Source organism: Pseudomonas sp. B21-010 (assembly GCF_024749325.1).
GTDB lineage: Bacteria > Pseudomonadota > Gammaproteobacteria > Pseudomonadales > Pseudomonadaceae > Aquipseudomonas > Aquipseudomonas kilonensis.
On sequence record NZ_CP087198.1, the window covers coordinates 3820148 to 3843924 of the forward strand.

Consider the following 23777-nt stretch of genomic DNA (forward strand, 5'->3'; position numbering starts at 1 on the left):
CCGCTCTCGCCGTCTTTCCCGGGGGGTCGCCAGAGGCTGAAGGAAAAAGCCACTCTGAGCATCGGAAAAGATGGGACTACTAACTTTAGGGAAATTTCTCACTTAAAAAAGCATTTTTCTGACATCGAGCCCAAAAAAAATTGCTTTAGATAGGCGCAGCCGTCCACACGACACTGCCGATTCTAGAGCAGCCGAAGGCGTGGAGACTACTCGAAATACCCGGCAATTCGTCGGTAAACCATAGAAAAGGAATTCACATGGCCACTTTCACAACCCTGCTCCACCCCTTCCCACCTAGCATCGTTGATACAGCCGACACCTTTGACGGCGTCGATTGCCTGCCTATTTCGTTGATACAACCGCGTTATCGGGTCGTTTTGGCCGGCAAGTGTTTTTTTCACATTGAGGAAACATCGACCGGACGTGTAAGAGGATTCCGAACCGATCATAACGAAGCCTGCTACCTGGCCAGGCGTCTCGAACGCAGCGCCTGAACTCATCTATGCCCGTCCATGACTTAACTCAGCCGTCGACGGGCAACTGCTGCCATACTGCCCGCCCAGCGCAGCCGTCGCCCATCGACGGATCGCGCACCCATAGTATGACTTCGAGGAGAAGGCGCGACGTGACGGAATTTGATATCGGCGAATTTTTTATCCGGGGCGAAGCCAGAGAAGTCGAAGGCGAGTTCCAGGCCGTCATCGTTATGCGCGCCAAGCCACCCTTGACCACCGTCAGTTGCCACCAGGTGGAGAAGGATCGCTGGTTCAAGACTGCGGAGATCGCGGCCGAGGCTGCCAGGGAAGCGGCCAAGGCGTTGAAGGTCGCCGTGGATGAAGGGGCCTTGAAAGCCTGAGCCCGATCGAACTCCTGATGACCGCTTGCCTCAGATAAAGGGAAGCACCGAGGCGCCACGACGGCGCCCCGCCCAAAGGAGACTCCCATGGAACAACCTTCCCACGAACTCAAGACCCTGTTCGACCAACTGGGCCTGCCCTCCGACGGCAAGGCCATTGACGACTTCATCATCGCCCACCCGCTGGCTCCGGAAATCAAGCTGGTGGAGGCCGACTTCTGGTCGACCCAGCAAAAAGACCTGCTCCGGGAATGGCTGCTCGCCGACGGCGAAGAGGCGGTGCTGGTGGATCAGCTGAACGTGCGTCTGCACGATGGCAAGTAGCGGCAAGTCCCATTGGCGAGTGCACCACCGCTTTTGTGGCTATTGGGATTTACCTGTGGGAGCAAAGCTTGCTCGCGATGAAGACGACGCGGTTTTCCAGGGAACCGAGGCGCCTGCATCGCGAGCAAGCTTTGCTCCCACAGCCTAGCGCGGCTTCTCGGGTTTGTAGCCCAGGCGCAAGCCACCCCAGTGACGCCCCTTGAGCATGATCGGTACGGAAAGATCGTGCATCAACTCACCCGTGTCGCGGGTGTAGGTCTGGAGCAGCACGGGCTGCTGGTGGCTGCCGCAGCGGATCCCGGTGCGGTCGGAGAATTTGCGCTTGGTGCGGTTATTCAGCGTGTCTACCTGGGGATCGCCGGTCAGCGGCTGGCTGAAGACCTTGTTATGGGTCGGCACGTAGCCCTGCTGGGTGCAGGCAATCGCAAACACCAGGCCCTCATGCCGGGCAAGCAAGGGCTCTTGGATCGTCGGCAGTACCTGGTCGGTGTAGCGGTCGAAACGGGTCTGGAATTTGGCTGGCTGGGTATTGGGGATCGGCTGGTAGTTACGGTCGAACAGGTCCTCCAGGCTGACACGGCCCTGGTCGATATCGGCTTCGAACTGTGCAGCGATCTGGCTCGCCCCCTCCCGCGCCAGGTCGTAGACCCGTTGGTGATAATCGTCGAGGCCCACCTCGGCCAGGCGCTCGCTGATGGTTTCGGCCTGGCCTTCCATTTGCACCGCCGCCTCGGCCAGGCGCTGGGTCTGCTGGTCGCTGATGGACAGGTCGCCGCGCATCTGCTCGATGGCGTGGAACAGGCTGTCGAGTTGTTCGCGGTTGGTGTCGGTGCCTTCGGCGATGGCGCTGACCTGGGTTTCGACGCCGGCGGCGAGCCGAGCGATGTTTTCCAGATGCTGGCCGGTGTGCTCGACCTGCTGCACGCCGATGTCCAGGTCAGCGGCCAGTTGACGGATCTGCTCCACCACCTGGGCGGTGCGCTGCTGGATGTCGGCCACCATCACCCCGACCTCGCCGGTCGCCGCAGCCGTGCGCCCGGCCAGGCCTCGGACTTCATCGGCCACCACCGCGAACCCACGGCCATGCTCACCGGCCCGCGCCGCCTCGATGGCCGCGTTCAGGGCCAGCAGGTTGGTCTGGCTGGCGATCGACTGGATCACCAGGCTGACCCGCTGGATTTCATCGCTGCGCACACTCAAGGCCTCGATCAACTCACGGCTGTCGTTTGCGCGCTGGCTGAGCTGGTGCATGCGGCTGATGGACTCCACCAGCTCGCTGCGCCCGGCCAGGCTGCTGCGATGGGCTTCGCTGGCGGCGCTCAGGGCTTGCTGGCTGAGTTGCGAAGTGGCTTGCTCGGTGGCGATCATCGATTCGGCATTGCTGACGATCTGCGCCGCCGCGTCGAGTTGGGACTGGACCTTGCCGGCCAGTTGCTTGACCGAATAGGCGACACCGGCCGCTGACAGCGCGTTATGGCTGGTGGTGTAGGACAGGTCGCGGGTCAGCTCGGCCAGTGTGTCGGTCGCGGGTGCGGGCGCCGCCGTCACGCGCGAACGCAGGCGCGGCAACCAGACGATGAGCATGACCAGCGGCAGGCCCAGGTACAGCGACCAGCCGCCCAAGGCCATGCCGCACAACAGCAAGGCCAGGGCGAGGCTCTGCAAAGTCGGCGTCAGCCAGCGCGCCGTGCTTTTTGTCTCAGGTACCGAGGCCGGCACTGCACCTGTCAGCGTTCCGTCTGTCGCCATGTTCGTCACCCACACTCTCGTTGTTATGACCGCATTAAACGCCACTACAGAGCCATTATCCATGGTCCATTAGTCGTGTTCTTGCAGCAGATCAACGGGAGTAGACGAACGAGCACGGGCGAAAGCAAAAGATCGCGGCCTTCGTCAAAAGGTCGCGATCTTTTTTGGAAAACGCGAATCAGGCCTGACGCTGGTGCTTGTCGATCTGTTCGTGACGTTCCTGGGCTTCGATGCAGTACTTGGTGGTCGGGCTGATCAGCAGGCGCTTGAGGCCAATAGCCTCGCCGCTGTCGTCGCACCAGCCGAAGCTGTCGTCGTTGATACGGTCCAGGGCCTGCTCCAACTGAGGCAGCATGCGCTGGTCGCGATCGATGGCGTTGACCAGCCAGGTACGCTCTTCTTCTACGGAAGCAGCGTCCGCCGGGTCAGCCGGGGTGTCCAGGCTCTCAATGGCGATTCGGTTCTGTTCGATGCGCTCGTGGGTTTCGACCTTCATGTTCTGCAACAGCTTGGTGAAGAAAGCCAGCTGCTCGGCATTCATGTAGTCATCCGCCGGCATGGCCAGCAACTTTTCCTTTGTCATTGATATCTCTATAAAAAAACGTGCATTAAGGCGAATTATGGAGCGTCCCGCAGCGCAGCTGCCACGCTCATCAGGAAGGCGCCGTCTATTCCAAGCGCCACCCGGCACTCAATTTAAGAGGGGCGGCAGTCTAAGGCCGAGTCGAGGCCTCAGCAACTGAAAACATAGGGAAAATGTCCGACACCCCCTTCAAATGTTCTCTGACAGGCTTTTGGCAGTCATCGGAGTGCGTTTATAACAAGAAATTCGGTGCAATAGCTGTATTAAGAAGACAAATGGCAACGCCACGCGGGTCAGGCGTGGCGCTTTGTCGCAACTTCCCGGGTATCAGCGCTTGAGTTTGCGCTTGTTGCGGTACTGGTCGATGACCACCGCCACCACGATGATCAGCCCCTTGATGATGTCCTGGATGTAGGCATCGACACCGACGAAGGTGAAACCGCTGGCCATCACCCCAAGGATCAGCGCCCCGATCACGGTGCCGGTGATGCGCCCCACCCCGCCCGCCAGGCTGGTGCCGCCGATCACGGCCGCGGCAATCGCGTCCAGTTCATAGGACATGCCCATGCCCGCCTGCCCGGTCGCCGCCCGCGCCGAGGCCACCACGCCGGCCAACCCGGCCAGCAACCCGGCAATGCTGTAGACGATCACCAGGTGGCGCTTGACGTTGATGCCCGAGGTACGCGCCGCCTGCATGTTGCCGCCGATGGCATAGGTGTACTTGCCATACTTGGTGTAGCGCAGGGCGATGTGGAAGATCACTGCTACCACCAGGAAGATGATCACCGGCATCGCGCCATGCCCAATGGCGGTATAGGAATCGGACAGCATGCTCACCGGTTGGCCTTCGGTGTAGTAGCGCGCCAGGCCACGGGCCGAGACCATCATGCCGAGGGTCGCAATGAACGGCGGAATACCGGTAACGGCGATGATGCTGCCGTTGATCGCCCCGGCCAGCAGCCCTACCCCGAGCCCCGCCACCACTGGTATCCACACCGGCAAGTCCGTCAAGGAGGGAAACACCGCCCGGGCGAAGTCAGAAGTCTGGGCCAGGCTGGCGGCGATCATGGCCGACAGCGCCAGCACCGAGCCGGACGACAGGTCGATACCGGTGGTGATGATCACCTGGGTCACGCCGATGGCCAGCAGGCCGATGATCGACACTTGCAGGATCATCAACACCAGGCGCTGGGAGTTCATCAGGAAACTCTGGTCGCGCATGATCCAGCCGAACATTTCGAACACCAGGCCGATGCCGATCAGCACCAGGAAGATACTCAGCTCCGTCGGCAGTCGCCGGCGCGCCCTGGCCGGTGCGGCCGCGGGTTTGTTTTCCAGTATCGCGTTCATAACCATTCACCTTTTTTATCTGTGGCGAGGGAGCAAGCTCGCGCGGGGTTGTGTAGCAGCCCCAAAACAGGGACGCTTCGCGCCCAAGCGCGAGCTTGCTCCCTCGCCACGGGATTATTGCTCGACGTTATTGATCCGAACGACTGGCATCAGGACAGGCCTGAAGCCAATTGCATGACTCGTTCCTGGGTCGCTTCGCTGCGGTCGAGGGTGCCCATCAGGTCGCCTTCGTGCATCACCATGACCCGGTCGCTCATGCCCAGTACTTCCGGCAGCTCCGAGGAAATCATGATCACCGCCATGCCTTCGCTGGCGAGGTAGGAAATCAGTCGGTAGATCTCGGCCTTGGCACCGACATCGATGCCACGGGTCGGCTCGTCGAGGATCAGGATGCGCGGGTTGGTCATCAGCCAGCGGGCCAGCAGCGCTTTCTGCTGGTTGCCGCCAGACAACGTGTCGATGCACTGCTCCAGCGACGGGGTCTTGACCCGCAGCTTCTTGCACATGTCCTCACACAAGGCGCGCAGGGCTTTCTGCTGGATGAAGCCGTTGCCCACATAATGAGGCAGCACGGCCATCTCCATGTTTTCCAGCACCGACAGGCACGGGAACAGGCCACTGAGCTTGCGGTCCTCGGTCAACAGCGCGAAGCCTTTCTCGATGGCCATGTGCGGGTCGCTGATGCGCACCGGTTGGCCGTCCAGCAGGATTTCGCCGCCGGTACTCGGGGTCACGCCGAAAATCGCCTCGGCCACGTTGGTCCGGCCCGAGCCCATCAACCCGGCGATGCCCAGGATCTCCCCGGCATGCAGGTCGAAGGACACGCCTTTGAAGATGCCGTCCAGGCTCAGGTCGCGCACCGACAGCACCAAATCGCCGATGGGTTGCTCGCGCACCGGGAACAACTGGCTCAGTTCGCGCCCGACCATCATCGAAATCAGGCTGTCGCCGTCCATGCTGTCGGCCCGTTGCAGGCCGATGTAGGCACCGTCGCGAAACACCGCCACTTCATCGGCGATGGCAAACACCTCGTTCATTTTGTGGGTGATGTAGATGATGCCCTTACCTTGGGACTTGAGGTCGGCAATGATCGAGAACAGGTGGGCGACTTCGGTCTCGGTAATGGCCGAGGTCGGCTCGTCCATGATCAGGATGTCGGAGTCGTAGGACACGGCCTTGGCAATCTCTACCATCTGCCGCTCGGCGATGCTCAGGTTGCCGACCTGCTCCTCGGGGTCGAGCTTGATGCGCAGGCGCTCCAGCAGGCGCGCGGTGCAGCGATGCATCTCGCCATGGTCGACCATGTGCAGGCCATTGAGCTGCTCGCGACCGATCCAGATGTTTTCGGCGATGCTCATGTGGGGCATCAGGTTCAGTTCCTGATGGATCATCGCGATGCCGGCCTGCAAGGCCGCCAGCGGCGTGTCGAACGTCACCGGCTTGCCGCGCAGGCGCAGTTCGCCAGCGTCCGGCTGGTAGATACCGGCGATGATTTTCATCAAGGTGGATTTGCCCGCGCCATTCTCGCCCATCAGGGCCAGCACGGAACCGGGGCGTACCCGCAGTTGTACATCGGACAGGGCCACCACGCCGGGAAAGCCTTTGCTGACATTGACGACTTCCAGCAGATACGGTTCATCAGGTAATACGTCCGGCCGGAAAGTCATCGCCGGGGCGCTCGAAGCAGTCGCTGAAGCGAACATGATCAGGTACTCCCTCGGCAAGGTCGGCGTTGCAACCTTGCCTGTTTATTGTTGTGGTGGGACCGGTGCGTCAAACGTCACTTGAACTGATCGACGTTTTCCGGCGTGATCAGGCGATACGGCACCCAGACGGACTGTTCGACTGGTTGTTTCTTGACCATTTTCACCGCCGTATCGATCGAGCCGTCGGCCTGGCCCTTGGCGTCCTGGAACACCGAGACGGCCATCTCGCCCTTCTTGATCGCGTTCAAGCCGTCCGGCGTGCCATCGACCCCGGCAATCAATACGCTGCCCTTCTTGGTGCCCGCTTGCTTGAGGGCCATGGCGGCGCCGATGGCCATCTCGTCGTTGTTGGACACCACGGCCTGGAACTCGCGGCCCTGGGTCAGCCAGTCGTTGACCAGGGTCATGCCCTTGTCCCGGGACCAGGTACCGGTCTGTTCCTGCTCGATCTTGATGTTGGGGTATTTGGCCAGCACCTCTTTGACGCCCTTGGTGCGGTTGGCGGTGGAGTTGTTGGCCAGGTCGCCCAGCAGGATCACGATGTCGCCCTTGCCGCCCATCTTGTCGGCCAGGTATTGCATCTGCATGCGGCCGGCTTCCAGGTCATCGGAGGCCACGGTAACCACGCCTTCTGGCAACTTCGGATCGTCCGGGCGGCGGTTGACGTACACCAGTGGGATACCGGCGGCCACGGCGGCCTTGGTGATGCGCTGGGTCGCGGCGGTGTCCACCGGGTTGACGATGAGCGCATCGACCTTCTGGCTGATGAAGCTTTCCACCTGGCTCAGTTGCTTGACCACGTCACTGCGCGCGTCTTCGAACTGCAGGGTGACGCCGTCCGGCAGGGACTTGGCTTTCTTGTCCATGGATTCGCGCAGGTACGTCAACCAGGTGTCATCGAACTGGGACATGCTGACGCCGATCTTCAGGTCCGCCAGGGCAGCGCCGCTGGTGAGCATCAACGACAGGGCCAGCGAGGCGATACGGGTCTTGGTCTTCATGAACGGTCTTTCTCCACTTTTTTGTTGGTTTTATGGATAAGGCGTGACGGATCAGGAACGGGGCAAGCGCACGATGGGCGCGCCGGGCATGCAACACACCATGGCGCCGTTACGCTGGATACACAGGGATTCGAACAGGGGAAGGACTGCGGACAGGCGCAGCAGATGTAACAAGTGAAACGCAGAGCGGCTGAAGGTTTTCATCGACGGTACCTAGCTGTGTTTCTTGTTTTTGTTTCGTCTGGCATCCGTTCAAGGCTGGCTTGGCGGGAGACAGACAGGATTGTCGGTAACCTGGAATTGACTTTATTGGAAAATATTTTCCATATCAACTCATTTTAGAATTTTATTCGTCTTTTATTCCATGACCGACAGGCGTGGACAACCGCACCACTTCGCCCTGCTCGGCACTCTGCCTGGCAGCATCAAGGATGCGCGTGGTCGCCAGTGCATCACGGGCTTCCACCGGCAGCGGGCCAGCGCCCTGCAACGCGGTTTGCAGGTGTTGGTAGAACGCCAGCCAGCAGCCACGCTCCGAGGTCACCCGCTCGCGCTCGGTGCCGTGTTCGAACCAGCCCCAGCGCCGATGCTCTTCAGCGCCCCAGCGTTCGCCCTCGGTCGCCGGGCTCAACCCGGCCAGCGCCTGGGCCTCTTGTCCGTCCAAGCCTTCTACGGTGTAGCAGCCCTGGGTGCCGTTGACCCGAAAGCGCGGGCGCGCTGCGTTCTGCACACAGTTGCCGCTCAAGTGGGAAATCACGCCGCTGGCATGGGTCAAGGACATGAAGAAGCCGTTGTCGAACACCTGGTCGGGCTGGCGGTAGTCCAGCTCGGCGTAGACTCGCGCCACCGGCCCGAACAGTTGCAGCGCCTGGTCCACCAGGTGGCTGCCCAAATCGCGCAGGAACCCGCCACCGCTGCCTTTGCCGACCGAGGTCGGCGAATAGCGCTCGACGCTGGACTCAAAACGAATGACCTGCCCCAGGGCGCCGGAGGCCAGCAGTTTGCGCAGAGTCAGGAAATCCGAATCCCAGCGGCGGTTCTGGTACACGCTCAGTGGCACGTTGCGGCGTTCGGCGGCCAGCACCAGCGCCTCGGCCTGTGCGGCGTCAGGGGCGAACGGTTTGTCGCTGACCACCGCCACGCCGAGCTCGATGGCCCGCAGCACAATGGCCGGGCGACCGTCCAGCGGTGTGGACACCACCACCGCATCAACGCCCGCTGCGACCAGTTGTTCGAGGGAGTCAAAGGCCTGGGCATCCGGGTGATCGCTGGCCAGTTGTTGGCGGCGCTCGGCGGACCGGGTCACCACGCCGACGAACGTAGCCCCGGGCAGGCTGCTGATCAGCGGCGCGTGAAAGAACCGGCCGCCTTTGCCGTAGCCTACTAGTCCGATTCGCATGAAAACTCCTTAGATCACGGTTTGAATGCAGTCCCTGTGGGAGCGAGCTTGCTCGCGATGGCATCGGGTCAGCCAGCATTGTGTTGACTGCCCCACCGCTATCGCGAGCAAGCTCGGCTCCCACAATTTGACCGAGTACCTTCAGGGGAAACGCAGTCGACTGTGAGAGCGAGCTTGCTCGCGATGGCATCGGATCAGCCAGCATTGTGTTGACTGCCCCACCGCTATCGCGAGCAAGCTCGGCTCCCACATTTCTGGACGGTGTTAGCCGTAGAAACGCGGGCGCTCGGGCAGGTCGACCTTGACGATCTGCCCACTCTGCTGCGCTGCCACACAGGCATCCGCCGCCACCGCTGCGGCAAAACCATCCCAGGCCGACGGCCCGCCCACCTGCCCGGCGCGTACGCCGTCGATGAAGGCCTGCAGTTCAACGTCATAAGCTGCAATGAAACGGTCCTTCCAGTCCATCAGGATCGCATTCGACAGTTTGGCGCCGCTGCGCAGTTGCACCTGGGACGGTTCCGGGAGCTTGGCGATGCCGGTCTCCCCCACCACTTCGCACTGGATGTCGTAGCCGTACTGGCAGTTGACGAACACTTCGACGTCGATGCGCGTGCCCCGGGCGGTTTCCAGCAGGACGATCTGCGGGTCGCGCAAATGGGCCAGGGCCTTGCTGGTCTTGCGCGGGAACACCACCTGCACCGACACGTAGTCATCGGCCAGCAGCCAGCGCAACACATCCAGCTCATGGATCAAGGTGTCGGTGATCGCCATGTCGGTCTTGTAGTTTTCGCCCACGCTCGGGTTGCGGTGGGCACAGTGCAGCATCAGCGGTTCGCCAATCTGGCCGCTGTCGATCACCGCTTTCAGTGCCCGATAACCTTCATCGTACGGACGCATGAAACCGACCTGCACCAGGCGCTTGCCGTGGGCGATTTCAGCCTCGACGATCTTGCGGCAGCCTTCGGCCGTGACGGCCAGGGGCTTTTCACAGAACACCGGTTTGCCCGCCGCAATCGCCGCCAGCACGAACTCTTCGTGGCTCGGGCCCCAGGAGGTGACGAGGATCGCCTCCACGTCCGGCGCCTTGATCAATGCATGACCGTCGGGGTAGACCTCGGCGGTCAGCTTGAGATCGGCAACGACCTTGGCCGCTTGTTGCAAGTTGATGTCGGTCACCGCCACCACCTGGCTGTTGAGCAAGGTCTGGCTGCAACGACGGATATGGTCCTGGCCGATGGCCCCGGTGCCGATGACGCCCAGCTTCAAAGACATGTAGAGAACTCCTTTCGTAGTGTTGGGGCAATCAGTATTGACGGGCCTTGGCCAGTCGTTCATTGAGGGTCTTGGCGACCGCATCGGTGCGGGTGCTGGTGGAGACTTGCGCCACGCCAACCCGCCACCACGACAGGTATTTGTGGATCATGGTCTTGGGCAAGACCTTGATGTCGATCAGCGTCGAGACGCTCTGGCGCCGCGCATCAGCCAGGGCCGCGTGCAGTTCGTCGAGGGTCTTGACCTTGTAGGTCTTGCAACCGTAGGCCGCGGCGCTCATGGCGAAGTCCACCGGCACAAAACCGCCGTCGAGCTTGCCGGTGTCCGGGTTGCGGAAGCGGAACTCGGTGCCGAAGCTGTCCATGCCGTGTTCCATTTGCAGGTTGTTGATGCAACCGAAAGTCATGTTGTCCAGCAGCACCACATTGATCTTGCGGCGCTCCTGGATCGAGGTCGCCAATTCCGAGTGCAGCATCATGTAGGAGCCGTCACCCACCAGGGCGTAGACCTCTTTGTCGGGCTCGGCGAGTTTCACCCCCAACGCCGCATTCACCTCATAACCCATGCACGAATAACCGTACTCGACGTGATAGGTGTTCACGCCCTTGCTGCGCCAACTGCGCTGCAAGTCGCCGGGCAGGCTACCGGCGGCGGCGACGATGATGGCGTCATCCGCCAGGGTCTGGTTGAGGGTGCCGAGCACGCGGCTCTGGGTCAGGCAGGAACCGGTGAGCTCGATGAATTCGCGAAACACCGCCGGGTCCATGTGGTCGTTGATTTCCGGGACAAAATCCTCGGTCTGGAAATCCGCCTGATAGATCCGATCCACTTCCGCGTCGAGCTGGGCCTTGGCGTCGACGATCTGCCCGCCCCATTCGGCGCGATAGTCGCCCATCGCGGCAGACAGTGCCTCCAGGCCCGAACGGGCATCGGCCAGCAGTTGCACGCCATCGAGCTTCAACGCATCGCACGGGCTGATGTTGAGATTGAGGAACTGCACATCCGGGTGCTGGAACAGCCATTTCGATGCCGTGGTGAAATCGCTGTAGCGGGTGCCGATGCCGATGATCAGGTCGGCTTTCTTGGCCAGCAGGTTTGCCGCCAGGCAACCGGTTTCACCGACACCGCCGACGTTCAGCGGGTGACTGGACACCACCGCGCTCTTGCCCGCCTGGGTCTCGGCGAACGGAATGTCGAAGCGCTCGGCAAAGGCCTGCAACGCAGCGTTGGCACCGGCGTAGCGCACGCCGCCGCCACAGATGATCAACGGCTGGCGCTTGCCCTTGAGCAGCGCCAGGGCATCGCCGAGCATCGCCTCGGTGGCCGGGCGACGGTCAATGCGATGGACACGTTTTTGCAGGAAGTAATCCGGGTAATCGTAGGCTTCGGCCTGGACGTCCTGGGGCAAGGCCAGGGTCACCGCGCCGGTTTCGGCCGGGTCGGTCAGCACCCGCATCGCATGGATTGCGGCGGTCATCAGTTGCTCGGGGCGGTTGATGCGATCCCAGTATTTGCTCACGGCCTTGAAGGCATCGTTGGTGCTGATGCTCAGGTCATGGAACTGCTCGATCTGCTGCAGCACCGGGTCCGGCTGGCGACTGGCGTAGACATCACCGGGCAACAGCAGCAACGGAATGCGATTGGCCGTCGCGGTGGCCGCGGCGGTCAACATGTTCGCCGCACCGGGGCCGACCGACGAGCTGCAGGCGTAGATCTTGCGCCGCAGATGCTGCTTGGCAAACCCGATGGCGGCATGGGCCATGCCCTGCTCGTTGCGGCCCTGATGGACCACCAGGTCGCCGCTATCCTGCTCCAGCGCCTGGCCCAGGCCCAGCACGTTGCCGTGGCCAAAAATGGTAAACACCCCGGCGACGAACTTGCTCTGGACGCCATCGACTTCGATGTACTGGTTATCGAGGAATTTCACCAGGGCCTGGGCCATGGTCAGTCGTGTTGTGGTCATGCTTGCACCTTTTCAAACGCAACTCGGTCAAGTGTGGGAGCGAGCTTGCTCGCGATAACGGTGTGTCAGGCAGCTCAGATGTTGAGTGTGCCGCCGTCATCGCGAGCAAGCTCGCTCCCACAGGGGGTCTCCAGCGTTCAGGGAGTCGGCTCAGGCCTGTGAGCTCTGCAAGTGGTTCATGCTCGCCCCCAACGCCTGGCGGATGTCGGCCAGGTCATGGACGCTCTCGGCGAACGGTTCGAAGGACAGATAGCCCTCGTAGCCGCCGGCCCGCAGCGCCTCGATCTGCACGGCATTGCCGAGGATGTCAGCCGCGCCCACCAGCACCCGGTGGCCGTCACGGATTGTCGCCAGCGGCGCCTGGGCATCCTCGACGCCGGAGATGTGCACCAGCCCGGTCAGCTCGGGGAAGAACTCCTGTTCACCGGCCAAATGATGGTGAAAGGTGTCGTGCACCAGGCGGAACACATCCAGCCCACCAATGCTCTTGATCGCTTCCACCGCCGTGCGCTTGCGACGCAACGAGCACTCTTCGAAACCCAGGGGCTCGATGAACCCGTAGATGCCAAAGGCGCGCAGGATCGGCGCCAGTTCACTGAGGGCCGTACGCAGCCCCGCCGCGCGTTCAGCCTCGCTGCGCGTGTCGGCGCGATCATTGAGCGGGCACATCACCAGGCCCTCGGCGCCGCATTCGCGGGCGTAGTCGGCCAACCGCACGGCCTGGGCGCGGCGCTCTTCGTTCCACACGTCAAAGGGGTACAGGGCGTTGATCGACAGCACCTTGATGCCGCGCGCCTCGCACAACTCGCGCACCCGGGCCGGCGGCATGCCGTCTTCGATCTCGACGCCCTTCAGATCGTTGCGGATCTCGATGGCGTCGGTTTTCAACGCCAGGGCCAGGTCGATGAAAGCGGGCAGTGACAGGCGTGGCGCAACCATTCGGTTCAAGGCAAAACGCAGGGGCTTGTTCATTGTTGTTCTCCCTCCGGCAGTCATTCAAAAAAGAGTTATTGAGCAGTCGGCATGCTGAATTCAGGACCCTTGGCGATGCTGTCGGGCCAGCGCTGCATCACGCTTTTGTAGCGGCTGTAGAAGCGCAGGCCTTCTTCACCGTAGGCATGGTGATCGCCGAACAACGAACGCTTCCAGCCGCCAAAGGAATGCCAGGCCATGGGCACCGGAATCGGCACGTTGATGCCGACCATGCCGACCTTGATACTGCGGGCGAATGCCCGGGCAATGCCGCCGTCACGGGTGAAGCACGACACGCCGTTGCCGAACTCATGGGCGTTGATCAGCGCCACCGCCGTGGCGAAATCCGGTACGCGAACGATCCCCAGCACCGGGCCGAAGATTTCCTGCTGGTAGATGCTCATCTCGGCGGTGACCTGGTCAAACAGCGTCGCGCCGACAAAGAAGCCCTGCTCGGCCCCGGGCACCTTGAAACCACGGCCATCGACGATTAGGCGCGCGCCCTCGGCCACGCCGGCGTCGATGAAACCTTCGACCTTGGCCTTGTGCTCGGCGGTGACCAGCGGCCCCATGTCGGTGCCGGGCTGCTGGCCGTTACCGATCTTCAGTTGGTCGATGCGCGGCAACAGCTTGGCAATCAATTCATCGCCCACATCACCCACCGCCACGGCAATGGAAATCGCCATGCAGCGCTCGCCGGCCGAGCCGTAGGCGGCGCCGATCAAGGCATCCGCCGCCTGGTCGAGGTCGGCGTCAGGCATGACGATCATGTGGTTCTTGGCCCCACCCAGGGCCTGCACACGTTTGCCGCGTGCCGTGCCCTGCTGGTGGATGTACTCGGCAATCGGCGTGGAGCCGACAAAGGAAATCGCTTCGATGTCCGGGTGCTGCAACAGCGCATCCACCGCCACCTTGTCGCCCTGGACCACGTTGAACACACCGTCCGGCAAGCCGGCTTCGGTCAGCAACCGGGCCATCAGCAGGCTGGCGGACGGATCGCGCTCCGAAGGCTTGAGGATGAAGCAGTTACCGGCGACCAGCGCCAAGGGAATCATCCACAACGGCACCATCACCGGGAAGTTGAACGGCGTGACCCCGGCGCAAACGCCCAGCGGTTGGCGCAGGTTCCAGTTGTCGATGCCGCCGCCGATGTTGTCGCTGAAATCGGTCTTGAGCAGGTTTGGCGCACCGCAGGCATACTCGACGATCTCGATGCCGCGAGTGACTTCGCCGTGGGCATCGGACAGTACCTTGCCGTGTTCGCGGCTGATGATTTGCGCCAGTTCGTCGTGGTGCCGGTCCAGCAGTTCCTTGAACTTGAACATCACCCGCGAACGACGCAATGACGACTGCTCGGACCAGGCCGGGAACGCCGCCAGCGCCGAGGCCACGGCCGCGTCGACGGTGCCCGGCTCGGCCAGGGCCACCCGGGCCTGCACCGCACCGGTGGCCGGGTTGAAGACATTGCTGAACCGCGTGCTATCGCGGTCCTGCACGTGGCCGTTGAGGTAATGGCCTACTACCGGGGCGTCACTCATTGTTCTTGTTCTCCGTGGGAATGTTGGAAATCAGAGGTCCAGCAGCCAGCTGTGCTGCGGATCGTTATGGAACTGCCAGACCCGCTTCGGGCCGGCCATGACGTTCAGGTAATACGACTCGTACCCGTAGGGCACGCTGACCGGGTGGTAACCCTTGGGCACCACCACCAGGTCGCTGTTCTCCACGGCCATGGCCTGGTCAATGCTGCGGTCGTCGGTGTAGACCCGCTGGAACACGAAGCCTTGGGACGGGTTGACCTGGTGGTAATAGGTTTCTTCCAGGAAGCTCTGGTGCGGCAGGTCGTCGGTGTCGTGCTTGTGCGGCGGGTAGCTCGAGGAGTGCCCCGACGGCGTGCGCACTTCCACCACCAGCAGCGAATGGGCCGGTTCGCTGTCGGGCAGGATGTCGCAGACATAACGGGTGTTGGCGCCCTTGCCGCGCACACTGCGCTTCATGCTGTCCGGACGGATCAACCGTGGGCCATAACCGTTCTGCGCAGACCCCGGCGCGGCGCACACGGCAATCTGTACATCGCTCAACGCGGTGACCTGGGCCTGACTGCCCGGCGGCAGGTAAGCGGCATAAGGCGACTTGTCCTCGAACACCGACTGGCGATCACCGAGGTTGTCCCAATCGAAGGCCCCCTGCCCCGGCGCTTCGCCCTTGAGGCTGATGCGGCCGCTGAGCAGCACCAGGCACAATTCCTTGTCACCGGCGGCCACCGGCAGGGTTTCGCCCAGGCTCAGGCGGTAGGCGGCGAACCCGACGTATTCCAGCTCACCTGCCGGCAACTGGACCATGGTTCGACCGCTGGAATGGCTCTTGATCAACAGGCTCATGACGGACTCCTTTCTTGCAGCAAGGCACGAAGCGTGTCGTAGCCCTTCTTGGCGTAGGCATAACTCGGTGCTACGGCAGGGTCCTGCTCGGCTTCCACCACCAGCCAGCCTTGGTAATCGGCGGCCAGCAGGACGTCGAGCAACGCGGCGAAGTCGATGTCGCCGTCACCCGGCACGGTGAAGGTGCCGTTGATGATGCAGTCGGGGAAGCTCCAGAGATTATTGCGCGCCAGTTGCACCACCGGTTTGCGCACGTCCTTGAAGTGCACATGGCAGACCCGCTCGATGTGTTTGCGCAGCACCTGCAGCGGTTCGCCACCGCCCATGTAGCAGTGGCCCGAGTCGAACAGCAGGCCCACTTCGCTGCCGGTCAGGGCCATCAACTTGTCGATGTCCGACGGTGACTCGACGTAGGCGCCCATGTGGTGGTGATAGGCCAGGCGCACGCCCCGGGACAAGGTGAAGCGCGCCAGTTCGGTGAGTTTGTCGGCGTAGGCTTGCCAGGCTTCATCCGTATGGAAACGCGGGCGCTCGATCAGTGAAATGCGTTGGCCTTGAATGGAGTCGGCGACTTCACCATAGACCAGCACCTTGGCGCCGTTCTGTGCCAGCAGCTCGACGTGGCTGGCGATGGCGTCGATCTCCTCGGCCGCCGAACGCCGGGCCAGGCGGCTGGAATACCAGCCGGAGACCAGCGCCAGGTCATAAGGACGCAGCACATCGCCGACGCCCTTGGCGTCCTTGGGGAATTTGCCGTTGAGTTCAAAACCTTCATAGCCGATTTCCTTGCCCTCGCTCAGCGCCGTGCTCAACGGCGTCTCGCCGCCCAACGACGGCAAGTCATCGTTGCTCCAGGAAATCGGGTTGATGCCAATTCGAATAGCGGGCATGGCTGCACCTTTTATTGTTTTTCACAAATCAGTAAGAACGACGCTGAACACTTGTGGGAGCGAGCTTGCTCGCGATAACGGTGTACCAGTCAATATTGATGCTGGCTGACCGGACGCCATCGCGAGCAAGCTCGCTCCCACATTAAAACCCACCCCCCCTATCAAGCACGGGCACTGCGCCACGCCTCGATCAACTCCACAAACCTGCCCTGCACCTGCCGGATCAGCGTTTCATCATCGATTTCCCCGGCCAGCCAGGCCCGGCTCGGTTCCTGGAAGATCGTGCGGCCCACGGCGAAACCGCGGCAGGTGGTGCTCTGGCTGGCCTGGCGGAAGCCTTCGGCCAGGGTGGCGGCCGGGGCGTTGAGGCCCAGCAGGACCACGCCACGGCAATACGGGTCGCGTTGCTGGATCAGCTCATCAAGCTGCTTCCATTCATCCGCGCTCTGGGCTTCGATCTTCCACCACGCCGGAAAAATACCCAGGTTGTAGAGGCGCTTGAGGGCGCGATAGAGCACGTCCGGGTGGGGTGACGGATGATCCTTGGGCGGAATGACTTCCAGCAGCAATTCATGGCCGCTGACCTGGGAAGCCTTGTACAGCCCCATCAATTGCGCTTCCTGCTCCAGGCGCAGCAGCGGTTCGTCATCAGGGTGAAATTGCACCAGGCACTTGATGATCTGTTCCTGCGGCCAGGCGATCAGGTTGCTGCCAATGGAGCGTCCATGCTCGAACGCCAGCGGCCGCGAATTCTGTACTTCCACCGGCCGCGCTACCCACCAGCCGCGACCGGTGGCAGCGTTCAGCGAGTCCTGGCCGAAGCGTTGGTCGGCCAGCAGACCGACGTCGGCCTCGACGCCTTGGCGCCGCAGATCGGCTTCGACCCGCTCCACCGCCTGGATGAACAGTTGCTTGAGGTCACCAATGCAGCTCAGGTCGCGGCCGCCCTTCTGGGCCAGCTCCACCAGTTGCCAGCGATGGTCGAACGCAAAGATGAACAGTTGCTTCCAGGTCTTGCGCGGCACGCTGACCTGGTGCAGCCGTTGCAGCACGGCATCCTGGTCCGGCCGGGTAATCGGCACCGGGCTCTTGAATAAATAGTCGAGCTCGGCCCGGGTCGGCATCGCCGGGGCACAGGCATGGCGCGACACCACCAGGCCGCCGCAGGCATTGGCCAACTGACAGCAACGCTCATCGCTGGCGTCCTCCAGCCAACCGGCAAGGAACCCCGACATGAATGCATCACCGGCGCCCAGTACATTCAAGACTTCGACCCGGACACCAGGGTAAAGGGCGCCGTCTTCAAGGCGGGCAGGAATGGCGCCATGAATCACCGTGCAACCTTGCGGGCCAAGCTTGACCACCAAGGTCGCCGCCGTCAGCGAGCGCACGGTGCGCAGCGCGGTCAGCAGGTCTTCGCTGCCGCCAGCGATGAGGAATTCTTCTTCGGTGCCAACGATGAGATCGAAACGCGGCAGGATGCCTTGCACATGCTGGCTGACCTTCTGGTCGGCCACAAAACGGGTTTCCCCATCGGCCTTGCCCGCCAGGCCCCAGAGCACCGGCCGATAATCGATGTCCAACACGCATTTGACGTTGTGCTTCTCAGCGTAATCCAGCGCCTGGGTACTGGCCTTGTAGACGCCATCGGTAGAGAAATGCGTGCCGGTGATCAGCAGCGCCTTGCTGGAGGCAATGAAGGCTTCGTCGATGTCTTCGGCGCGCAACGCCATGTCGGCGCAATTTTCCCGGTAGAACACCAGGGGAAAGGTTTCCCGGTCCTTGATCCCCAGCAGGACCATGGCCGTCAGGCGTTCGGGATCGACCTTGATGCCACTGACGTCGCAGCCCTCACGTGCCAGGGACTCCACCAGGAAGCGGCCCATGTGGTCGTCCCCTACCCGGCTCAGCATCGCCGACCGGAGCCCCAGGCGTGCCGTGCCGAAAGCGATGTTGGCCGACGAACCGCCCAGGTACTTGGCGAAGCTTGCGACATCTTCCAGGCGCGCGCCGACTTGCTGCGCGTAAAGGTCGACGCCCAGGCGTCCCAGGCAGATCACATCCAATTGACGCCCACTGGCAAAACGAGTCTGGCCCATGCTGGCTCCTGTTATTTTTATCAGCCTGCGCTTGTCGCCAAAACCGACGCCAGCGCTGTTGGTGAATGCAGACTAAAACGAGCAGAGCGCAATAATCAATAATTATTCTATAAATTTTTTACGTGGAATATTTTTTCCAATACGCTATGACCAACGCGAACCAGGCGCAGTGCATCGTTTCAGCAGATGCCGCAACATTTGTACGCCCATGATTTTCCCTGCGCCTACGCTGTAGACTGCGACCAGCCAACCTATTGTCGAGGGCCGGCCTTTTTTCGGGCCGCCCTATAAGAACAAGCCAGAAGGATTTTCTATGACCCGCCCCGATGATCTGCCGGCGCCGTCCGAGAGCGCGTCCGAACCCGCCCTCTCGAGCCCACCGATCAATGCCGAGCGCCTGCTGCAACTGATCACCGATGAATACGAAAGCCTGCCGCGCCAGCTCAAACGCATTGCCAGCTACATGAGCCAGCAGAGCGACCGGATCATGGTCGACCGCATCAGCGACATCGCCCGGGAATGCGAAGTGCACCCCTCGGCCATCGTCAGGTTTTCCCAGCGTTTCGGTTTCAGCGGGTTCAGCGAAATGCAGGCGTTGTTCCGCGAGGCCTACACCCACAAGACCACCCCGGTGCAGAACTACCAGCAGCGCATCCGCAGCATGATCGCCAACAAGTCGCAGAAAGCCAGCGGCGGCGACCTGGCCCGTGAATGCGTCAACGCGACCCTGTCGGGCATCGAGCGCCTGGGGTTGGAGCTGGACGACCAAGCGTTCGAAAAGGCCGTGGACCTGGTGGTCAACGCCGACAACATCTACGTGGTAGGTGTGCGCCGCTCGTTCGCGGTGGCCGATTACCTGGTCTACAACCTGCAACACACCAATAAACGCATTCACCTGGTGTCCGGCCTGGGCGGCAGTTACCGCGAGCAGATGCGCAGCGTGCGCGCCAACGACCTGGTCATCGCCATCAGCTTCACGCCCTATGGCAAGGAAACCCAGCACTGCCTGCGCATTGCCCAGCACCATCAGGCCAAGACCCTGATCATCACCGACAGCAACCTGTCGCCCCTGGCCAAACGGGCCAACGCGGTGTTGCTGGTCAACGAAGGCAGTTCGTTCGCCTTCCGTTCGCTGAGTGCCACGCTGTGCCTGTGCCAGGCGTTGTTCATCGCCGTGGCTTACCGACTGGAACTCAAGGTCGATGAAATCCATGAACAGGTCGGGTTCGAGGATTAACGCCGCGCCCACCGATAAAACGCTGAAGGAGAAGCCATGAAATTGATCGGCATGCTGGACTCGCCCTATGTGCGACGCGTCGCCATTTCCGCCAAGTGCCTGGGGGTTACCCTGGAGCACGAGTCCGTTTCGGTGTTCAGGCATTTCGAACAGTTCCAGCGCATCAACCCGGTGGTCAAGGCCCCGACCCTGGTGCTGGACGATGGCACGGTGCTGATGGACTCCACGTTGATCATCGATTACCTGGAGGCCTTGGCCGCGCCGGGGAAAAGCTTGATGCCGGCCGACCTTGGGCAGCGGGTGCGCTCACTGCGCCTGATTGGATTGGCCTTGGCGGCCTGTGAGAAGTCGGTGCAGATCTACTACGAACGCAACCTGCGGCCAACGGAGATCCAGCACGCGCCTTGGGTTGAACGCGTGGAAGGCCAACTGGCGGCGGCTTATGGAATGCTGGAGCAGGAACTGGAGAAGCAGCCGCTGGGCACTGATGGCAAACTCGACCAGGCCGGCATCACCGTGGCAGTGGCCTGGAGCTTCACCAACCTGGTGGTGCCGGACCAGGTGCAAGGCAAGGCTTTTCCGTTGATCAGCGCGTTCACCGCCTATGCCGAAGGGTTGGAGGCGTTTGTCAGTACGCCGATGGAATAACTGGATGTGAACAAAAAAGCCTGGGGGTAACCAGAGTACCTGTGGGAGCAAAGCTTGCTCGCGATAGCGCTGGATCATCCAGCAACAATGTTGACTGGTAGACCGCTATCGCGAGCAAGCTTTGCTCCCACAGGCTCGCACACAGTTTGTTTTCGGGTGACTGCGAGATTTTTGTTCCTCACCGAGTTTCTTCAGGCCAGTTCCATTTCCTGGGGCTTTACTGTCGGCGCCACCTCGAAGCGATCTTCCAGGAACGGGGTGATGTCCAGCGGCAATGGCTCGTTGTTCACCAGCTTGTCCAGCAGCACCCCGGTGATGGCCGAGGTCAGGATGCCGGTGCGGAAATGCCCGCAGGCATTGAGATAGCCTTCCACCCCGCGCATCGGCCCCAGGATCGGTAATTCATCAGGAGACCCCGGGCGCAGGCCGGCCCAGGTTCGTTTCAGGTTGATGTCGACCAACTGCGGGATACACCGCACCGCGCCTTGCACCAACCCTTCGATCTCGGGATAGGTCGTGGTCACGTCGAAGCCTTTGTCTTCGGTGGTGCTGCCAATGAGGATCTCACCGTTGTCTTTCTGCGCCACGTAGCAGTCGCTGGTGGTCAGGCAGCCGTTGAGGATTTTCGGCATGCGCTCGGTCAGCAGGATCTGCCCCTTGACCGGCTTGACCGGAATCCGCACGCCAGTGGCCTGCTCACTCAGGTCCGCCGCCCAGGCACCGGCCGCGTTGATCAGGGTCCGGCAGTTGAACGTCCCCGCCTCGGCGGTTTTCACCCCTGTCACCCGCGTGCCGCTGCGCAGCACCTCGGTCACGCTGGTGTTGAAGAACAGGTCGACGCCGTTCTGCCGGGCGCCTTCGGTGTAGGCATCGGCCAGGCGGAACGGACTGACCTGGTGATCGCAGAGAAACTCCAGCGCACCCAAGGCTTCATGGCTGACACTCGGCTCCGCCTCACGCAGGGCAGCCTGGTCCAGCCAGCGCACCTGGTCCGCCAGGTGAGGAATGCAAGCGACGATGTGCTCGGCGTACAAACGGTCTTCGTCGTCGTAGATCACGAACTTGAGCCCGGTTTCCTCGAACTTGAAATCCATGCCATGGTTGTCGATCAACTCGCGGTGCAACTGCGGATACATCGCGTTGGACTGCAAGGCGAAATCAAAGAACGACTGGGGCAGGATGTGCGGCGTGCTGGCGTCCACCGCCACCGCGGCGCCCTGGGTCTGGCGCTTGCGGTTGGCCGACATCATGCGGAAGAAAATCACCCCGCAGCCCAGGCCCACCGACTCGCCAATGGCCCACAGGCCACCTGCCGACGCACGGGTCGCGTTGCCGGGGCGCTTGGCGTCGATCAGGGCGACTTTCAGGTGTTTGCGCTTGGACAGTTGATAGGCGCACGAGGCGCCGATCACACCGCCACCGGCAATGACCACGTCATAATTCTTAATCATGGGAAACGGCCTCCATGCCGACGTTCTGGAACGCTGAAAAGGGAATCGGATCGATGGGAAAACGCGGTCGCAGCCAGCCCACGTCGGCACGCCCGGTGGCCTCGCGCAAGCGGTCGCTGCAATAGCCGACGCACATCCGCCCCTGGCAATCGCCCATGCTCACGCGGGTGCGCATCTTCAGGCTGGCCATGTCTTGCACGCCTTGCTCCAGCGCCCGGTCGATGTCGGCGCGGGTGGCGTGCTCGCAGCGGCAGATCACCGTATCGGCGGCCGGCAATGCGGTTTGCCCGGCGCCACGCTGGGTGTAGCGATCCACAGCGGCGCGAAAGCGAATGATCCGCTCCAGTTGCGCCTGGTAGCGTTCGCGGTGCGCCAGGGCCGTGGACGGATCCAGCACATTGCGTTGCATCAGGATCGACAGGGCCGCGATGCGTCCACTCAGCATGGCCGCTTCACCGCCGCGAATCCCGCCCATGTCGCCGGCCAGGTGAATGTGCGCTTCGCTGCTTTGTTGCCAGGCATCGGACACGGCCCGCAAATAGCCGTCGTCACTGAAACCGTGCTCCAGGCCCATCTGCTGGCTCAATTGAGTCCGCGGGATAAACCCGTAGCCGACCGCCAGCGTCTGGGCCGGCACCTGTTCCGCGCGTTTGAGGTCGGGTTCCCAGGTCGTGGAATAAGGCGCCACGGTAACGACGCTCAACTCACCCTCGCCGTCAGCCTGCACCACGCCCCAGCCATAGCGCACGGGAATGCGTTTGAGCTTGAGGTAGGCTAGCATGCTCAGGCCGTCGAGGAACAGTTGCGGCTTGTTCAGCAACGCCAGGCTTTCCTTGGCGATCCGGCCGAACGCACAAGCCTCATACACACCCGCCACCGCCACGCCCGACGCGTGCAGTTGGCAAGCCACCAGTGGCAACAACGGACCGGTGCCCGCGATCACCACCGGGCTCGGCGGCTTGACCACACCGCTCTTGATCTGCAATTGCAGGCCGCCGAGCATCATCACGCCCGGCAGGGTCCAGCCAGGAAACGGCACGCTGCGTTCGTGACAACCGGCCGCCAGGACCAGATGGGAATAGGCGACCTCGCCCAGGCGCTCGTCGGCATCCAGCAGCATCAGCGCCCGAAAGCCTTCGGCACCGATGACCCGGCTGCTCAATCGCACGTCGATCAGGCCAGCGTGTTGCTGGAATTCACCGTGGAGTTTCTCCAGGGCTTCGCTGTAGCGCGGGCCCAGGTAATCCAGGCGCACGCCATCGCGCAACGGTCCGCGATACACCACGCCACCCAGGCGCGGCGCTTCTTCGAGCAAGGTGCAGCGCACGCCGTGGGAGGCCAGTTCAATGGCCGCGGCCATGCCCGCCGGCCCACCGCCGACAATCACCGGATCGAGGCTCATGGCGCCTCCGTTTCGGTGATGCGGTTGACCCGGGTTTCGATCTGCATGCCGGGGCGCACCAGGGTCTGGCAGGCGCGGCGCTTGTGGCGACCGTCGATCCTGACCAGGCAGCATTGGCACACGCCCATGCCGCAGTACGCGCCGCTGATCTGGTCGTGATCGTTGCGGGCCACCTGACGTTGCCCAAGGGACTGGATGACGGTGAGGACGGTTTCACCGTGGGCAGCGCTGACAGCCTGCCCGTCCAGGCGCACCGTCATGTCGGCCTCTGCCAGCGGCTGGATATCGAATTTTCGGCGTCGAAGGTCTGAAGGTTGCATCATACTGCTCTTCCTTGAAGATTCTGTGGGGGCTCGGCTCCTTGCGGCACACCATCACCGGTTCGCATCAGTACCCGGCAGCGGCAGTGCGCCAAAGCAGGGCAACGGACGCCACATGATAGTGCGCAGGGAATTTATGTTAGGGATTATTTGTGACCAAGTGTTGATCCAGGC

At 62.2% G+C, this 23777-nt stretch carries 21 protein-coding genes; 5 read left to right on the top strand and 16 right to left on the bottom strand.

Annotation, left to right across the window (positions count from 1 at the left end; genetic code table 11):
- Positions 1-257 precede the first annotated feature (257 nt).
- From LOY50_RS16635 to LOY50_RS16645, 3 genes are all read left to right on the top strand, one after another.
- Positions 258-494 carry a hypothetical protein gene (locus LOY50_RS16635; RefSeq protein ID WP_253475734.1) on the top strand — a complete coding sequence of 79 codons (237 nt, stop codon included), beginning with the start codon at positions 258-260 and terminating at the stop codon, positions 492-494.
- A 131-nt stretch (positions 495-625) separates the two neighbouring features.
- A complete protein-coding gene (locus tag LOY50_RS16640; RefSeq protein ID WP_024619514.1) occupies positions 626-856 on the top strand; it encodes a hypothetical protein in 231 nt (76 codons plus the stop codon).
- Between the two features lie 87 nt (positions 857-943).
- Positions 944-1180 (top strand): DUF2789 domain-containing protein, encoded by a 237-nt coding sequence (locus LOY50_RS16645; protein WP_258688488.1) that lies wholly within the window; start codon positions 944-946, stop codon positions 1178-1180.
- Between the two features lie 144 nt (positions 1181-1324).
- Here LOY50_RS16645 and LOY50_RS16650 read toward each other — a convergent pair whose 3' ends face one another.
- The 13 genes from LOY50_RS16650 to iolC form a co-directional block, all read right to left on the bottom strand.
- The gene (locus LOY50_RS16650) at positions 1325-2992 is read right to left on the bottom strand and encodes a methyl-accepting chemotaxis protein (RefSeq protein WP_408980813.1); all 1668 of its coding nucleotides are present in this window, start codon (positions 2990-2992) and stop codon (positions 1325-1327) included.
- 115 nt (positions 2993-3107) lie between these two features.
- A complete protein-coding gene (locus tag LOY50_RS16655; protein ID WP_003180518.1) occupies positions 3108-3512 on the bottom strand; it encodes a TraR/DksA C4-type zinc finger protein in 405 nt (134 codons plus the stop codon).
- Between the two features lie 327 nt (positions 3513-3839).
- Positions 3840-4862, bottom strand: coding sequence for an ABC transporter permease (locus LOY50_RS16660; protein ID WP_003202861.1), 1023 nt, complete (start codon positions 4860-4862; stop codon positions 3840-3842).
- 149 nt (positions 4863-5011) lie between these two features.
- On the bottom strand, positions 5012-6565 hold the full coding sequence (locus tag LOY50_RS16665; RefSeq protein WP_253475738.1) for a sugar ABC transporter ATP-binding protein: 1554 nt from the start codon (positions 6563-6565) through the stop codon (positions 5012-5014).
- Between the two features lie 77 nt (positions 6566-6642).
- Positions 6643-7569 carry a sugar ABC transporter substrate-binding protein gene (locus tag LOY50_RS16670; RefSeq protein WP_214512667.1) on the bottom strand — a complete coding sequence of 309 codons (927 nt, stop codon included), beginning with the start codon at positions 7567-7569 and terminating at the stop codon, positions 6643-6645.
- A 346-nt stretch (positions 7570-7915) separates the two neighbouring features.
- The gene (locus LOY50_RS16675) at positions 7916-8968 is read right to left on the bottom strand and encodes a Gfo/Idh/MocA family oxidoreductase (protein WP_258688491.1); all 1053 of its coding nucleotides are present in this window, start codon (positions 8966-8968) and stop codon (positions 7916-7918) included.
- Between the two features lie 264 nt (positions 8969-9232).
- A complete protein-coding gene (locus tag LOY50_RS16680) occupies positions 9233-10243 on the bottom strand; it encodes a Gfo/Idh/MocA family protein (protein WP_214512665.1) in 1011 nt (336 codons plus the stop codon).
- Positions 10244-10274: 31 nt separating this feature from the next.
- Positions 10275-12206, bottom strand: coding sequence for a 3D-(3,5/4)-trihydroxycyclohexane-1,2-dione acylhydrolase (decyclizing) (iolD, locus tag LOY50_RS16685; protein ID WP_258688493.1), 1932 nt, complete (start codon positions 12204-12206; stop codon positions 10275-10277).
- Between the two features lie 150 nt (positions 12207-12356).
- A complete protein-coding gene (locus tag LOY50_RS16690; protein WP_258688494.1) occupies positions 12357-13178 on the bottom strand; it encodes a TIM barrel protein in 822 nt (273 codons plus the stop codon).
- Between the two features lie 35 nt (positions 13179-13213).
- Complete coding sequence (locus LOY50_RS16695; protein ID WP_258688495.1) at positions 13214-14716, bottom strand: CoA-acylating methylmalonate-semialdehyde dehydrogenase; 1503 nt, start codon at positions 14714-14716, stop codon at positions 13214-13216.
- Positions 14717-14746: 30 nt separating this feature from the next.
- On the bottom strand, positions 14747-15556 hold the full coding sequence (gene iolB, locus LOY50_RS16700) for a 5-deoxy-glucuronate isomerase (protein WP_253475751.1): 810 nt from the start codon (positions 15554-15556) through the stop codon (positions 14747-14749).
- Complete coding sequence (gene iolE, locus LOY50_RS16705) at positions 15553-16446, bottom strand: myo-inosose-2 dehydratase (RefSeq protein WP_024618169.1); 894 nt, start codon at positions 16444-16446, stop codon at positions 15553-15555. Before iolE ends, iolB begins: the two co-directional genes overlap by 4 nt.
- A 161-nt stretch (positions 16447-16607) precedes the next feature.
- Entirely contained in the window at positions 16608-18545 is a 1938-nt protein-coding gene (iolC, locus tag LOY50_RS16710) for a bifunctional 5-dehydro-2-deoxygluconokinase/5-dehydro-2-deoxyphosphogluconate aldolase (protein WP_258688499.1), read from the bottom strand.
- Positions 18546-18858: 313 nt separating this feature from the next.
- On the opposite strand from iolC, the gene LOY50_RS16715 reads away from it, so the two are divergent.
- The gene (locus LOY50_RS16715; RefSeq protein ID WP_014337867.1) at positions 18859-19782 is read left to right on the top strand and encodes a MurR/RpiR family transcriptional regulator; all 924 of its coding nucleotides are present in this window, start codon (positions 18859-18861) and stop codon (positions 19780-19782) included.
- A 36-nt stretch (positions 19783-19818) separates the two neighbouring features.
- Positions 19819-20430: a glutathione S-transferase gene (locus LOY50_RS16720; RefSeq protein ID WP_258688500.1), complete on the top strand. Its 612-nt coding sequence runs from the start codon at positions 19819-19821 to the stop codon at positions 20428-20430.
- 191 nt (positions 20431-20621) lie between these two features.
- Here the strand turns inward: LOY50_RS16720 and hcnC are convergent, their stop codons facing one another.
- From hcnC to hcnA, 3 genes are read right to left on the bottom strand one after another with little or no spacing between them, the layout of a single operon-like run.
- On the bottom strand, positions 20622-21881 hold the full coding sequence (hcnC, locus tag LOY50_RS16725; RefSeq protein WP_258688505.1) for a cyanide-forming glycine dehydrogenase subunit HcnC: 1260 nt from the start codon (positions 21879-21881) through the stop codon (positions 20622-20624).
- Entirely contained in the window at positions 21874-23283 is a 1410-nt protein-coding gene (gene hcnB, locus LOY50_RS16730) for a cyanide-forming glycine dehydrogenase subunit HcnB (RefSeq protein ID WP_253475763.1), read from the bottom strand. Before hcnB ends, hcnC begins: the two co-directional genes overlap by 8 nt.
- Complete coding sequence (gene hcnA / locus LOY50_RS16735; protein ID WP_258688513.1) at positions 23280-23606, bottom strand: cyanide-forming glycine dehydrogenase subunit HcnA; 327 nt, start codon at positions 23604-23606, stop codon at positions 23280-23282. The genes hcnB and hcnA overlap by 4 nt, the downstream gene beginning before the upstream one ends.
- Between the last annotated feature and the right edge of the window lie 171 nt (positions 23607-23777).

Coding starts and splice junctions, on each gene's coding strand:
- hcnA (WP_258688513.1), bottom strand. CDS start 23,606: ATGATGCAACCTTCAGACCTTCGACGCCGAAAATTCGATATCCAGCCG.
- hcnC (WP_258688505.1), bottom strand. CDS start 21,881: ATGATTAAGAATTATGACGTGGTCATTGCCGGTGGCGGTGTGATCGGC.
- LOY50_RS16665 (WP_253475738.1), bottom strand. CDS start 6,565: ATGTTCGCTTCAGCGACTGCTTCGAGCGCCCCGGCGATGACTTTCCGG.
- LOY50_RS16670 (WP_214512667.1), bottom strand. CDS start 7,569: ATGAAGACCAAGACCCGTATCGCCTCGCTGGCCCTGTCGTTGATGCTC.
- LOY50_RS16660 (WP_003202861.1), bottom strand. CDS start 4,862: ATGAACGCGATACTGGAAAACAAACCCGCGGCCGCACCGGCCAGGGCG.
- iolB (WP_253475751.1), bottom strand. CDS start 15,556: ATGAGCCTGTTGATCAAGAGCCATTCCAGCGGTCGAACCATGGTCCAG.
- LOY50_RS16690 (WP_258688494.1), bottom strand. CDS start 13,178: ATGAACAAGCCCCTGCGTTTTGCCTTGAACCGAATGGTTGCGCCACGC.
- LOY50_RS16720 (WP_258688500.1), top strand. CDS start 19,819: ATGAAATTGATCGGCATGCTGGACTCGCCCTATGTGCGACGCGTCGCC.
- iolD (WP_258688493.1), bottom strand. CDS start 12,206: ATGACCACAACACGACTGACCATGGCCCAGGCCCTGGTGAAATTCCTC.
- LOY50_RS16715 (WP_014337867.1), top strand. CDS start 18,859: ATGACCCGCCCCGATGATCTGCCGGCGCCGTCCGAGAGCGCGTCCGAA.
- LOY50_RS16655 (WP_003180518.1), bottom strand. CDS start 3,512: ATGACAAAGGAAAAGTTGCTGGCCATGCCGGCGGATGACTACATGAAT.
- iolC (WP_258688499.1), bottom strand. CDS start 18,545: ATGGGCCAGACTCGTTTTGCCAGTGGGCGTCAATTGGATGTGATCTGC.
- LOY50_RS16680 (WP_214512665.1), bottom strand. CDS start 10,243: ATGTCTTTGAAGCTGGGCGTCATCGGCACCGGGGCCATCGGCCAGGAC.
- hcnB (WP_253475763.1), bottom strand. CDS start 23,283: ATGAGCCTCGATCCGGTGATTGTCGGCGGTGGGCCGGCGGGCATGGCC.
- LOY50_RS16635 (WP_253475734.1), top strand. CDS start 258: ATGGCCACTTTCACAACCCTGCTCCACCCCTTCCCACCTAGCATCGTT.
- LOY50_RS16695 (WP_258688495.1), bottom strand. CDS start 14,716: ATGAGTGACGCCCCGGTAGTAGGCCATTACCTCAACGGCCACGTGCAG.
- LOY50_RS16675 (WP_258688491.1), bottom strand. CDS start 8,968: ATGCGAATCGGACTAGTAGGCTACGGCAAAGGCGGCCGGTTCTTTCAC.
- LOY50_RS16645 (WP_258688488.1), top strand. CDS start 944: ATGGAACAACCTTCCCACGAACTCAAGACCCTGTTCGACCAACTGGGC.
- LOY50_RS16650 (WP_408980813.1), bottom strand. CDS start 2,992: ATGGATAATGGCTCTGTAGTGGCGTTTAATGCGGTCATAACAACGAGA.
- iolE (WP_024618169.1), bottom strand. CDS start 16,446: ATGCCCGCTATTCGAATTGGCATCAACCCGATTTCCTGGAGCAACGAT.